General features: G+C 70.1%; 8 protein-coding genes. 7 read left to right on the top strand and 1 reads right to left on the bottom strand.

Annotated elements, in window-relative coordinates; translation table 11 throughout:
- The first annotated feature begins 119 nt into the window (after positions 1-119).
- Positions 120-2,855 (top strand): XRE family transcriptional regulator, encoded by a 2,736-nt coding sequence (locus tag ABZ345_RS23945; RefSeq protein WP_359852662.1) that lies wholly within the window; start codon positions 120-122, stop codon positions 2,853-2,855.
- On the opposite strand, the gene ABZ345_RS23950 is transcribed toward ABZ345_RS23945, so the two are convergent.
- Positions 2,819-3,079 carry a hypothetical protein gene (locus tag ABZ345_RS23950; RefSeq protein ID WP_359852665.1) on the bottom strand — a complete coding sequence of 87 codons (261 nt, stop codon included), beginning with the start codon at positions 3,077-3,079 and terminating at the stop codon, positions 2,819-2,821. The two genes, ABZ345_RS23945 and ABZ345_RS23950, sit on opposite strands and share 37 nt — an antisense overlap.
- Before the next feature lie 309 nt (positions 3,080-3,388).
- On the opposite strand from ABZ345_RS23950, the gene ABZ345_RS23955 reads away from it, so the two are divergent.
- The 6 genes from ABZ345_RS23955 to ABZ345_RS23980 all read left to right on the top strand — a co-directional run bounded on the left by ABZ345_RS23955 (position 3,389) and on the right by ABZ345_RS23980 (position 11,743).
- Entirely contained in the window at positions 3,389-6,103 is a 2,715-nt protein-coding gene (locus ABZ345_RS23955; protein ID WP_359852668.1) for a helix-turn-helix domain-containing protein, read from the top strand.
- 122 nt (positions 6,104-6,225) lie between these two features.
- Positions 6,226-8,949: a helix-turn-helix domain-containing protein gene (locus tag ABZ345_RS23960; protein WP_359852671.1), complete on the top strand. Its 2,724-nt coding sequence runs from the start codon at positions 6,226-6,228 to the stop codon at positions 8,947-8,949.
- 81 nt (positions 8,950-9,030) lie between these two features.
- Complete coding sequence (locus ABZ345_RS23965) at positions 9,031-9,774, top strand: ABC transporter permease (RefSeq protein ID WP_359852674.1); 744 nt, start codon at positions 9,031-9,033, stop codon at positions 9,772-9,774.
- Positions 9,771-10,538: an ABC transporter permease gene (locus ABZ345_RS23970; protein ID WP_359852676.1), complete on the top strand. Its 768-nt coding sequence runs from the start codon at positions 9,771-9,773 to the stop codon at positions 10,536-10,538. Before ABZ345_RS23965 ends, ABZ345_RS23970 begins: the two co-directional genes overlap by 4 nt.
- The gene (locus ABZ345_RS23975; RefSeq protein ID WP_359852678.1) at positions 10,522-11,319 is read left to right on the top strand and encodes an ABC transporter ATP-binding protein; all 798 of its coding nucleotides are present in this window, start codon (positions 10,522-10,524) and stop codon (positions 11,317-11,319) included. Before ABZ345_RS23970 ends, ABZ345_RS23975 begins: the two co-directional genes overlap by 17 nt.
- Positions 11,320-11,332: 13 nt before the next feature.
- On the top strand, positions 11,333-11,743 hold the full coding sequence (locus ABZ345_RS23980) for a DUF5956 family protein (RefSeq protein WP_359852681.1): 411 nt from the start codon (positions 11,333-11,335) through the stop codon (positions 11,741-11,743).
- Positions 11,744-11,929: the final 186 nt, after the last annotated feature.

Here is an 11,929-nt window from a genome sequence, read left to right on the forward strand (position 1 = left end):
CCTGGCGATCCCCCGATCACCACCTGCAACGCAAACGCTACGAGCGAACACGTTGTAAGGGGTCGGCCATGCGCTTTGAACAACACGGTGTAGACAATCGGTCACAGGGGGAGACCGACATGCCACGCACCGAACGTCCGCTGGACTGCGAAGACACCGAGATCGGCAGTTTCGCCGCTGATCTGCGCAGACTTCGCGACAAGGCGGGCAAACCGTCCTACCGCGAGCTCGCCTCACGCGCGCATTACTCGGCGGCGACGCTGTCCGACGCCGCCGGCGGCAAGAAGCTCCCGACGCTCGCCGTCACCCTGGCCTACGTGCAGGCCTGCGACGGAGACGGGCAGGAGTGGGAGCAACGGTGGCGCGCCATCGCCGCCCCGCCGGAGCCGAGGGGCGAAGCGCCGTACGTGGGCCTCAAGGCGTTCCAGAAAGAGGACGCCGACCGGTTCTTCGGTCGCGAGAAGCTCACCGCGAAGCTGGTCGAGCTGGTCGAGGAACGCTCGTTCGTCGGGGTCTTCGGCGCTTCGGGCTCCGGGAAGTCCTCGCTGCTGCGCGCGGGCCTCCTCCCGCGCCTGGACAACGCCCTGATCTTCACACCGGGCGTCCAGCCGCTCGACGAGTGCGCCGTCCGGCTCGCCCAGGCGACCGGTGACTCGGCGGTGGTGCTCCGCTCCGAGCTCACCGACCCCGCCGCGCTGGGCCTGATCGCCCGGCAGCACGACCTCGTGCTGGTCGTCGACCAGTTCGAGGAGATCTTCACCCTCTGCGGTCCCGAGCAGCGCGACTGGTTCGTCGAGGCCCTGGTGGGAGCGCCGCGCGTGGTCATCGGCGTGCGTGCCGACTTCTACGGGCACATCGGCCGCCACCCGGCACTCGTCGAAGCACTCGAAGGCGCCCAGGTCCTCGTGGGCCCGATGACCGCCGACGACCTCCGCCGCGCCATCACCGAACCCGCGCAGCGCGTCGGCGCCACCGTCGAGTCCGCGCTGGTCACCCGCCTCGTCGCCGACGTGGCAGGTCAGGCCGCCGCGCTCCCGCTCGTCCAGCACGCCCTGGTCGAGACCTGGCACCGCCGCCGGGGCATGACGCTCTCGCTCGCCGGCTACGAGCAGGCGGGCGGCGTCGACCACGCCATCGCCCGCACCGCCGAAGCCGTCTACTCCCAGCTCACGCACCGTCAGCAGCTGACGGCCCGAGGGACCTTCCTGCGCCTCATCGCGCTGGGCGAGGGCACCGAGGACACCAAGCGCCGTGCGGCCCGCGAGGACCTCGACGCGGAGGTTCTCGAACGCCTCGCCAACTCCCGCCTCGTCACCCTCACCGAACAGCACGCCGAGCTCACGCACGAGGCGTTGATCCGGTCCTGGCCGCGCCTGCGCGACTGGATCGCCGAGGACCGCGACGCCCTGCGCGTCCACCACCAGCTCACCGAGGCCGCCGCGCAGTGGGGCGGCGACCGCGACCTGCTCTACAAGGGCGCGCGACTGGCCCAGGCCGCCGAACTGAGCCCGCACTCCCTCTCCGAACCCGAACGCGCCTTCCTCACCGCGAGCCAGGCCGACGGCCGCCGCAGGGCGCGCCGGGTCCGAGTGGTGGTGAGCGTCTTGTCGGTGCTGGTCCTGCTGCTGGCGGGCACCGTCGTGTTCGCCGCGGTCAAGGCCGGTGAGGCAACGCAGCAGCGCAACGACGCCCTGGCGGGTCGTGCTGCAACGGAGGTCATGCGCCTGGTCCCGACCGATCCGTTGAAGGCGGCGCGCCTCGCTCTCGCCGCGCACGCGGTGACACCGGCGCCGGTGACGCGCGACGCCGTCCTCAACGCCGACGCCGCCTGGCAGACCAGAGCGGTGACGCCCAGGCCTGGACTGGTCGGCGGGTTCCTGACGATGTCGACGAACAGCGAGTTCCTCATCGCGGCCGACGGGGCCGGGCCGGCCTCGATCGTGGCCAGGTGGGACGCCGAGGGCACGGTGCCGCCGAAGATCGGGGACCAGGTCGTCCAGGTCAGGCTCACCGACGACGATCGGCGGGCCTTCACCTTCGAGAAGTCGGGTCCTGTGCGCATCTGGGACATGGCCGACCCCCGGTCGCCGAAGGAGCTCGGGACGATCTCGCTGCCCCGCCCGTCGCACAGCTTCAGCGTGAACCGGGACGGCACCATGGCGGCGGGTGTCGTCCTGCAGGACGAGATCGGCCTCGGCCAGGCGTTCCTCTGGGACCTGCGCGATCCCGCACACCCCGTCGAGACCCAGTTGCCCGGTACGCACGTCTTCGCCGCCGCGGTGGCTCCGTCCGGTGAAGAGGCCGTGGTGCTGACCCGCACCGAGCCTCAGCGAAAGCTGTTCGCGGACATCTGGGACCTCCGCAACGGTGGCAGATACATCCGCACATCGCTGACGGTCCCCGACCAGACCATCGCCCTCGCGGTCAGCAACAGCGGGAAGCAGTTGGCGGGGTGGACGAGCACGGGCATCACCGTCTGGGACATCGCGGGCGTGCCGGCGGTGTGGGGCACGGTGCCGCGGGTCGCCGCGGACACCCGCAACTTCCTCTTCAGCGCCGACGACCGGCAGATCGCCGTGCAGAACGCCGCCTCGGTGGACGTCTGGGACATCAGCGCGCGCGGCGAGGCGGTCACCGCCGGATCCTTCGGCGGCTTCCGCGGCGCCGCCGACGGACTGCGGTACCGGGACCGGGAGAAGGCCTTCAGCGTGGTCGACGGTCAGCCGGCCACCTGGTCACTGCACACCGATTTGGACAAGGTGAAGGCCGGACTGTGCCGTGAACACGCGATCGAGCTGACCGACGAGGAGTGGCGCCGCTACTTCCCGGACGTGAAGCGGATGCCGGTGTGCTGAACGCCGGATTCGGAAGGCAGGCCCAGGTCCCTCGCGTGCATGTGCGTGGGCCGCGGGTCGTCCGAGAGCCTGCCGCGGTACCAGCCGTCGCCCGCCCACGCGTCGACGTAGAACTTCGCCCCGACGGGGATGCGCCTCGCCGTTTCACCGGGCCAGTGCACGAGCACGCCGCGCGCGATCTCGCAGATCATCAGGGTGGTTGTCGTCGCGGAGTCAGTGGACATGCGCATCGCCCCCGTCATCTTCGGTGCCGGTTCCCCCGAACCGTCATGACGAATGTAGGCAGGACTTCGTTGTACGCGGCCGACGCGCTCAGGTTGACAACGAAGTTCTGGACAAGCGCTGAGGCGGCGGACAAGGCGCTGAGGGCGTTCTGAGCCGTGGGTGACGCTTGTGCGGGTCACCCACGGCCACACCGGCGCCGGTTCGGGGCGAATGACACCGGGGCACGTCCCCGGCACCGACGTTAGGGCGAACGGGTTGTTCACGGTCATGTGTTGGCCGCTGAACAAAGTTCTCTGAACAATGACGGGATGCCGAGACGGGAACGCCCTCTCGACGAGGGCGAGAGCGGTCTTCTGCAGTTCGCCGCTGATCTGCGCCGGCTGCGGGAGCAGGCGGGCAGTCCTACCTACCGGGAGCTGAGCCGGCGGGCGCACTACTCGGCGGCCGCGCTCTCGGAGGCGGCGGGCGGGCGGAAGCTGCCCAGCCTCGCGGTGACGAAGGCGTACGTGCAGGCCTGCGACGCCGACCCGGAGGAGTGGGCGCGGCGGTGGCGGGAGGTCGCCGCGTCCGAACCGGACGGGGCCGACGACAGTCCGTACGTGGGGCTGGCGATGTTCCAGCCGGATGACGCGCCGAAGTTCTTCGGGCGGGAGCGGTTGACGGCCGAGCTGCTCACGTCGAAGAACCGGTTCACGGGCGTGTTCGGGCCGTCGGGCGTGGGGAAGTCGTCGCTGCTGCGGGCCGGTCTCATCGCCCGCACGCGCGAGCCGGTTCTGCTGTTCACGCCCGGCGCGAACCCCGTGGAGGAGTGCGCGGTCGCGCTCGCCCGGCTCACCGGCGCGGATGCCGTCGAGCTGGCCGACGAGCTGCGAGATCCCGCGGCGTTGCACCGCAAGCACGAGCATCTCGTGGTCGTGGACCAGTTCGAGGAACTGTTCACGTTGTGCCGCAGCGAGGAGCTGCGCACGTGGCTCATCGCGGCACTGAGGAGCTGTGCGAAGGTCGTCATCGGCGTGCGCGCGGACTACTACGGCCACTGCGCGCACTATCCCGAGCTCGTCGAGGCGCTGAGCGGCCAGGTCATGGTCGGCGCGATGACGCCGGACGAGCTCCGCCTCGCCATCACCGAACCCGCCGCCGTCGCGGGTGCCAAGGTCGAGACGGCGTTGCTGGCCCGCCTGATGGCCGACGCGGTCGGCCAGGCCGCGGTGTTGCCGCTGCTCTCGCACGCACTCGCGGAGACCTGGCAGCACCGCCGCGGCATGACGCTCACCTTGTCGAGCTACGAGGAGGTCGGCGGCCTCGAACACGCCGTCGCCCGCACCGCGCAGGAGGTCTTCGACGGCTTCACGTCCCGGCAGCAGGCGCAGGCCAGACGCATCCTGCTGCGGCTGGTCACCGTCGAGGACACCAAACGCCGTGCCCACAAGGACGAGCTCGAGGCGGACGACGAAGTGCTGCAGGCGCTGGCCGCGGCCAGGCTCGTCGTCATCGACCGCGACGGCGTCGAGCTGGCGCACGAGGCGTTGATCCGCGGCTGGCCCGCGCTCGGCGAGTGGATCGAGGAGGACCGCGAGAACATCAAGGCGCAGCGCGAGCTCACGGACGCCACGCAGACCTGGGAGTCCCTCGACCGCGATCCCGGCGCGCTGCTGAGGGGCCGCCGGCTGACGAACGTCCCGGCCGGTCTGTCGCTCAACTCCAGGGAACGCGCGTTCCTCGCCGCCAGCCTCGCCGCCGAGGAAGAGGACTCCGCGAGCACCCGAAGACGCACCCGCCGTCAACGCCAGCTGCTCGCCGCACTCGCCGCCCTGATCGTCGTCGCCGCCAGCTCGACCGTCTTCGCCCTGCAGGCCGGCAGAACCGCCGCCGAACAACGCACCGCCGCCGCCGTCCTGAAGGCCGTCGGGGAGGCCGCGATCCTGCGCTCCACCAACCCCGACCTCGCCCAGCAGGTGGCGCTCGCCGCCTACCAGCTCGTGCCGTTGCCCCAGGCGCGCAACGGTTTGCGCCAGGAGGACGTCCCCTCTCAAACCCTGCGCACGGCTCAGTCCGAGGTGACCGCACTGGTGGTGGGCCCGACACAGCAGCAGGTGGTCACCGGCCACCGCGACGGCACTGTGGTGCTGACGGACCTCGAAGACCTCCCGTCCCCGCGCACCTCCCACGACGCCACGAGGCATTCCGGCGCCGTGACGGCCCTGGCGATGGACTCGACCGGCGGCCTCGTCGCCTCCCTGGGCGACGACGGCGCCGTCCACGTCGTCGACGTCTCCCTCAGCAAGCCCCGCGAGCTGACCGTCCTTCCCGCGCGCGCCACCGCGATCGCCTGGCAGGGCACCACCCTCGTCACCACGGACCACGACGGTGCGGTGAGCTTCTGGACCGACGTGCACCTCGAACACCCGCGACTCCTCACCAGCACTCAGCTGGGCCTGGGACCGTTGGCGGGCATGGCTTTCCGCGCCGACGGCCAGATCCTCGCCGCCGTCACCGCCGGCCTTTCCGTCCATCTCGTCGACGTCACCGACCTGCGCAACCCCAAGCTCCTGGCCCTGACCACGAAGTTCGCCGGCGCCGCCCAGTTCTCCGGCCAGAACCTCCTCATGACCACGACCACCACCGCCGTCCACCTCTGGGACACGACCGACCCGCGCAACCCCGTGCTGCGCGCCGAGATCCCGTCCGGCGGCGGCGGGGTGACCTCCGCGTGGCTCGGCACCGGCAGCGTCGCGGTGGCCACGGACGACGGTCTGGTGCGGGTGTGGCGGCTCGAGGACCGCGGCGAGCCGGTCGAGCAGGCACTGCTGCGCCGTCACACCGGCCCGGTCGCGGCGGTGGGCCTGACGCCCAAGGGCGACGAGGTGGTCACGGGCGGCGCGGACATGGCGGTGCGGCTGTGGAACGTGGATCTGCGGGATCCGGCCGTGCGGATCTGCCAGCAGACGATCCGGCGGATGACCCGCGAGGAGTGGCAGCGGTACTTCGGCGACCTCGACTTCACCCCGCCCTGCCGCGACTGAAGGCGAGCCGGTGCGGGTCCGGCCGGTGGAACGATCACCAAGCGATCGGCCGGATGGTGACCGGTTAGCGGGCCGTTAGACGGCAGGCGAACCTCTGGTGGACAATCCGGCCGGGAGGCGGCATGCCACGAGGGGAACGACCGCTGGGTCCGGAGGACACCGCGCTGCTGAAGTTCGCCGGTGACCTGCGCAGACTGCGTGACCAGGCCGGCAAACCGAGCTATCGCGAGCTGGCCAGGCGGGCGAACTACTCGCCCACGGCGTTGTCCGACGCGGCGGGCGGGCGGAAGCTGCCGTCGCTCGCGCTGACGCTGGCGTTCGTCCGGGCCTGCGAGGGCGACGCGACGCCGTGGACCAAGCGGTGGCGTGAGCTCGCCGCCGAGCACACTCTGCCACTCCACCCCAACGCACCGTATCCGGGCGGCGAACCGTTCGGTGAACACGACGCGAAGAGGTTCTTCGGTCGTGAGTGTCTGGTCGAGCAAGTCGTCGAGTCGGTCAAGGCCAAACCGCTCACCGTTCTCGTCGGAGCCTCGGGCGCGGGACGAACCTCCCTCATCCACGCCGGCCTGAAGCCCGCCCTCGACGACGCCGTGGTGATCACGCCCCGCGACAACGCGCTCGAGGACCTCGCCGGGGCCCTCGCCGAGATCTTCGAGAACACCACCGCGGACCAGCTCGCGAGGGAGTTCCGGCAGGACCCCGACCACCTCAGGCTCAGGATCCGCCAGCACCGGCCCGGTCTCACCCTCCTCGTCGACGACTTCGAGAAGGCGCTGGACCAGCAGGACTTCGTCACCGCCCTCACCCGCTGCCCGCACGTCGTCGTCGCGGTCCGCGCGGACCACCGCGACCGGTGCGAGGCCCTGGGCGGCACCGAGATCGTCATCGAGCCGATGAGCGCGGACCAGTTGCGCCGCGCGATCACCGAGCCCGCCGCCAAGATCGGCGCCACCGTCGAGACCGCCGTGATCGCCAGGCTGGTCGCGGACGCCGCGAACCAGCACGCGTTGCCGCTGGTGCAGCAGGCGCTCACCGAGACGTGGCGGCGCAAGCGCGGCATGACGATGTCGCGGGCGGGGTTCGAGGAAGCGGGCGGCATCGAACACGTCGTCGCGCAGACGGCGAACACCCTCTTCGACAGCCTCGAAGAGGACGACCGCAACGCGCTGAAGAGAGTCTTCCTGCGGCTCGTTTCGGTGCAGCGCAACGGAATCGTGCAGCGCCGCACCCGCAGGCTCGACCTCGACCCGCGGCTGCTGGACCTGCTCGCCCAAGCCAGGCTCGTCACGTTGACCGAGGACGGCGTCGAGCTCGCCCACGACGCGGTGCTGCGCTGGCCCCTGCTCACCGAGTGGATCGACGCGGAACGCGAGAACCTGAGCACGCACCAGCAGCTCGTCACCGCGATCGAGCTGTGGGAGGCGAGCGACCGCGACCCGCTGGCGCTCTACCGGGGCGCGCGGCTGCGCAAGGCCAAGGAGCTCGGCGAGTTCCTGACGGCGCAGGAACGCCGGTTCGTCGACGTCAGCACCAGACGTGAGACGCGGCGCTCGACGGCGTTGATCGCGGTGATGGCCGTGCTGCTCGCGCTCGTGCCCGGCACGGTCGTTTACGCGCTGGCCAACGAGCGCCAGCTCACCGAGATGCACGACCGGGAACTCGGCGGCAAGGCGATCTCCGAGTCCGAGGCGCTCATGGAGCAGCGCCGGCCGTACGCGGACAAGTACGCGCTGGTCGGCTACAAGGTCAGCCCGTCGCCCGACTCCGAGAAGGTGCTGCGGCTGGCCAACGCGGTCGCGCGCGGGATCCCGTTCACCGGCACCACCGCCGACGACGCCGCCGTGCTGGTCGCCCCGCGCGGGGAGCTGGCCGCGGTGACCGACGAGGACGGCACCGACCGCGTGTGGGGCATCGACGGGGACACCGCGGTGCCCGGCAAGCGGTTCTTCGACCGGCACACGGTCGTCAAGTTCGCCGAACATCGTGCGGTCACGAAGGACGCCGCCGGCCGTCAGCACCTGTGGGCGGTCAACAGCGCTGAGGACGTCACCTATCTCGCGCCGCTGCAGGACCGCTTCCGGACGCTGGACATCAGCGCGAACGGCTCGCGGATCATCGGCAGGATCGGTGACGCGGTCGAGCCCGAGCTTCCGACGCCGAGCGCGGCCGATCACCTCGAGCTCCTCGACATCGTCGACCCGAAGCACCCCCGCAAGCTGCCGGTGCCGGAGCGCGACGCGGGAGCCGTGGCGCTGAGCCAGGACGGTCGCGAGCTCGCGACCGCGGTCTGGGACGCGGCGAAGGGCCAGACCACGATCGGGTTCTGGAGCATCGGTGGCACCGTCGAAAGCATCACGCCGGCGTTGACCAGGAACGCCATCGTCCGCGGCCTCACCTACAGCGGCGACAACCGGTGGCTCTCCGTCGAGCTCTCGCCCGCGGCCGTCGTCGAGGTGTGGCAGCGCGTGCCCAGCGGGAAGCCCGTGCTGCGCGCGACGCTCGACAGCGTCCTCCGCACCGCCTCGCACGTCACGTTCTCCGACGACGACCGCGTGGCCGTCGTGCGTGACAACGTTTTCGAGGTGCGGCGGCTCTACACGTCGGGACGTGACGCGGACCGGCTCGTGTACGTGTCCGGGCACGGACACGAGATGCGCGCGGTGTACCGGCCGCAGCAGGGCGACTTCCTCGTGCGCAGCGGGAGCCAGAACCCGGAGCTGCTGCCGTACGACCTCGACAGCACCCGCATCATCAAGAAGATGTGTGAAAAAGACGGCGCGCGGCTCACGGACTCCGAATGGGTGAAGAGCTTCGGCGAAGTGGAGCGCGTCAAGGTCTGCTGAACCGCCCCGAGGTCTGGGAAACAACCTGGAGTTGAGCAAGCACGCATTGTGAAGGGGAGATCCACTCTCTAGGGTGACCGAGTGCGTGCGTTCACAAGGGGACTCCTCGGCATCGCCGGGTTTCTCGTGCTGTGGGAGCTCTTAGGACGCTCTCCGCTTCTCCCTGCGGACTCACTGCCGCCACCGTCCGTCGTGTTCGGTGAGCTGGTCACGCAACTGACCTCGCCGGCGTTCATCAGTCATGTCGTGGCAACGGTCCTGGCACTGCTGATCGCCATCGTGATCGCCGTCGCCATCGCGGTGCCGAGTGGACTCGTCCTCGGCAGCATCCCGGCCGTTCGTCACGCGACGCGCGCGGTCATCGAGTTCCTGCGCCCGATCCCTTCTGTGGCACTGATTCCGCTCGCCCTGGTGATGCTCGGCTTCGGTCCGGAAACCAAGATCACGCTGGCCGTGTACGCGGCGTTGTGGCCGATCCTGTTCAACACCATTTACGCGCTCGACGAACTGGACCCGCTTCTCGTCGACACCGCAAGGGTTTTCGGCACCGGCCGGCTCGGCGTGCTGTTCCTGGTAGCGCTCCCGAGCGCGTTGCCGTTCGTCCTCACCGGAATCCGGCTCGCGGCGACGACCGCGCTGGTCGTGATGGTGAGCGTCGAGCTCATGGCGGGCAGCCAGGTGGGACTGGGCTACTTCATCATGGAGGCCCGCAGCGGGCCGGGCCGGATGGACCAGGTGCTGGTCGGCACCGTGGTCGCGGGCGCGATCGGCGTCCTGCTGAACAACGGCCTCGAACGCGTCCGCCGGCGTTGGGTGGCCTGGTGACCAAGTTCCTGCAGCGGTGGACCGTGTTCGCCGGTCTCGTCGCCATTTGGCAATTGCTCGGCTGGCTCGCCGACGACCCGTTCTTCCCGCCGCCGTCGAAGATCCTTCAGGCCGCGTGGGAGTGGTGGGTCGTGGAGCCCGCGAACTTCACCGACCACGTCGTGCCGTCGATCGCGCGGCTGCTGTCCGGGTGGGCCATCGCCTCGGTGATCGGAGTGTCGCTGGGACTGCTGCTGGGCCGCTCCGACCGGGCGATGGAGTACGCGGGACCGCTGCTGGTGTTCCTGCGCTCGATCCCGCCGCCCGCGCTGGTACCGGTGTTCCTGCTGCTGTTCCGCGGCGGCACCTCGATGCAGCTGGCGACCATCGTGTTCGGTGTCATCTGGCCGGTGCTGCTCAACAGCGTGGACGGTGCCCGTTCCGTCGACGTGACCAAAGTGGACACTTCCGCCGTCTTCCAGATCCCGCGCTGGCAATGGGTTCTCGGAGTCGTTCTGCCCGCCGCGTCGCCGAAGATCTTCGCCGGCCTGCGGGTGTCCCTGTCCTTGTCGTTGGTGCTGATGGTGATCTCCGAGCTCGTGGGCACGGACAACGGCATCGGATCGCAGCTCATGCAGGCACAGCGCGAGTTCGACTACACGCGCATGTGGGCCGGCGTCGTCCTGTTGGGCGTGCTCGGCTACGGACTCAACACCGCGCTGCTTGCGGTGGAACGCAGGGTGTTGGCGTGGCAACCGAGGAGTCGGGATGAGCAACATGCTTGAGGTGGCCGACCTAGGCCACACCTACGGCGACTACGAGGCCATCGGCGGCCTCACGTTCACCGTGCGCGCCGGTGAGCTGGTGTGTGTGGTGGGACCGTCCGGGTGTGGCAAGTCGACGCTGCTGCGCACGATCTCCGGGCTCGTCGCGCCTTCGCGTGGTGACGTGTCCTTGAACGGCTCGCACCTCGCGGTGGTGTTCCAGGACTACTCGCGGTCGCTCTTCCCGTGGCTCTCGGTGCAGGGCAACGTGGAGTTCCCGCTGCGGTCGTTGCCGCGCGCCGAACGCCGCAAGCGTGCCGCCGAGGCGCTGGAGTGGGTCGGGCTGTCCGCTGCGGCTCGCAAGCGGCCGTGGCAGCTTTCCGGTGGCATGCAGCAACGTGTGGCGATCGCGCGCGCTCTGGCGTACCGGCCCTCGTTGTTGTTGATGGACGAGCCGTTCGCCTCGGTGGACGCGCAGACGCGGTTCGAGCTGGAGGACCTGTTGCTTCGCGTGCGCCGTGAACACGACACGACCGTTCTCGTGGTCACGCACGACATCGACGAGTCGGTGTACCTGGGGGACAGGATCCTGGTGTTGTCGGGTTCTCCCGCACGGCTGGTGGCCGATCTGGAGGTGCCGTTGCCCGCCGAGCGCGACCAGGTGACGACGCGGACCGACGAGGGGTTCGTGGCGCTGCGGTCGAAGGTGGCGCGGCTGCTGAACGTCGGCAAGCCCACGCTGGACGTGGAGAAGTGGGCCGCGGCGGAGCGCGAGTCGCTCAGCGAGACCGTTTCTTCCTGACAGAATTTCGCGAGTGACCGACTGGAACCTGTTCCTCGTCGTCGACGCGGAGCCTGTAGAGGTGTCTGGCGGGCGGGACAGGGTTGTGCTGCTCGAGGGCCGGCGGCTGCTGGCGTTGCCGGACAACGGCTACCAGCTGCTCCTGGCGTGGGTCGCCGGCCCGCGCCGGGTCGTTCGCACGCCTGTGCCTATGCACCCGGACCAGGACATCATCGACACGTTCGTCAATTCGTACCTGGTGGACGCCGGTGTGCCGCCAAGGCCGCGTGGGTTCGCCTGGTACCTAGACCTGCCGGTCGGGATGGCGCCACCGGACGTGTGGACCGCGGTCGACGAGGGTGGGACGCACGGGTCGCCTGTGGACCTGCGCCGCGTTCGTGAGGCGATGAAGCGGGGAGTCGGCACGCTCTACGACCAGGCTTGAGAACGGATCAGCCCCGGACCGCCGCGGTCCGGGGCTGATCTGCGTCGCACGGGCGACAGGGCTTGCGAGAAGGCCCGCCAGCCAACGAGAAGCCATCGACCGTGCGAAGTACTGCGGGAGGGTGTGTGAGCAAGACCTGGGGGAGGCAGGCACCCGCACTCGGGGGCAGAGTGCTGGGGGTGCCTG

The organism is Lentzea sp. NPDC005914 (genome assembly GCF_040629405.1).
Taxonomy (GTDB): Bacteria; Actinomycetota; Actinomycetes; order Mycobacteriales; family Pseudonocardiaceae; genus Lentzea.

Coding starts and splice junctions, on each gene's coding strand:
- ABZ345_RS23945 (WP_359852662.1), top strand. CDS start 120: ATGCCACGCACCGAACGTCCGCTGGACTGCGAAGACACCGAGATCGGC.
- ABZ345_RS23950 (WP_359852665.1), bottom strand. CDS start 3,079: ATGTCCACTGACTCCGCGACGACAACCACCCTGATGATCTGCGAGATC.
- ABZ345_RS23955 (WP_359852668.1), top strand. CDS start 3,389: ATGCCGAGACGGGAACGCCCTCTCGACGAGGGCGAGAGCGGTCTTCTG.
- ABZ345_RS23960 (WP_359852671.1), top strand. CDS start 6,226: ATGCCACGAGGGGAACGACCGCTGGGTCCGGAGGACACCGCGCTGCTG.
- ABZ345_RS23975 (WP_359852678.1), top strand. CDS start 10,522: ATGAGCAACATGCTTGAGGTGGCCGACCTAGGCCACACCTACGGCGAC.